The organism is Oleiphilus sp. HI0125, from assembly GCF_001635355.1.
Map to the genome: position 1 here is coordinate 1 of NZ_LWGF01001059.1, position 748 is coordinate 748.

The following is a 748-nucleotide window of genomic DNA, read 5'->3' on the forward strand; positions in this document are numbered from 1 at the left end:
CTTACCAATAAAAACACCAAGCTGTAACAAGAAAGCAATACATGCAACGCCTGCAACCCATGCCCATTGGCGCAATTGACCTGAACCCTCTTGGACGATTTTAAGCTCACCTTGGCATAGATCAATCTCTGGCGCACCCGCGTGAAAATAAGACTCTACCAATAAGTCTAAACTCGATATCGACAAGGCTTCGATATCGATATCACACCCTGGATATTGCTCTAACTCAGCCAATAAAATCTTATGATCGGCCTCATTCGCGTTGTGATCGTACACCTTAATTTTGATCGTTTCAGCGCTTTCGTCATCTGGACCAAGCAACAAAGTATCCATGTAGGGAACTAGATTTTGTGCTCGAACACGCACGGCACATTGTTTAGCGTTGACGATAGCGGTATCACCTTCGAGGCTGATAACAATATCAGCTTCAGATGAAACCAGCATCTCTGCGTCTATATACGATGCACTTAGTTGAACGTCCGGCTTAGCCTCAAGAACATCATCGTGAAACCCAATAAACAACGACTTCTCGACGCAACGCACAGGCGTACCCGTCTTACTGTTATTTTTACCTAATGCAAAATGCAGTAATTCGATATCTGTTGCTAGCTTATCTTCGATTGCGAATGCTATGGCTTGCTGGGCGTAACGGGCGTTCTTAGATGGAAGGTCAACGTTCGCACTGAAGCTCAAATTGCTCGGCCATACCAACACAGCCTTAACGCTTTCTGCTCCGTTTTGCATCAAG

At 45.2% G+C, this 748-nt stretch carries 1 protein-coding gene; it reads right to left on the reverse strand.

Going from position 1 to position 748, the window contains the following annotated elements; translation table 11 throughout:
- Positions 1-748: type II secretion system protein GspL (gene gspL / locus A3762_RS18155; RefSeq protein ID WP_197469372.1), on the reverse strand; the 748-nt coding region annotated here is incomplete at both ends.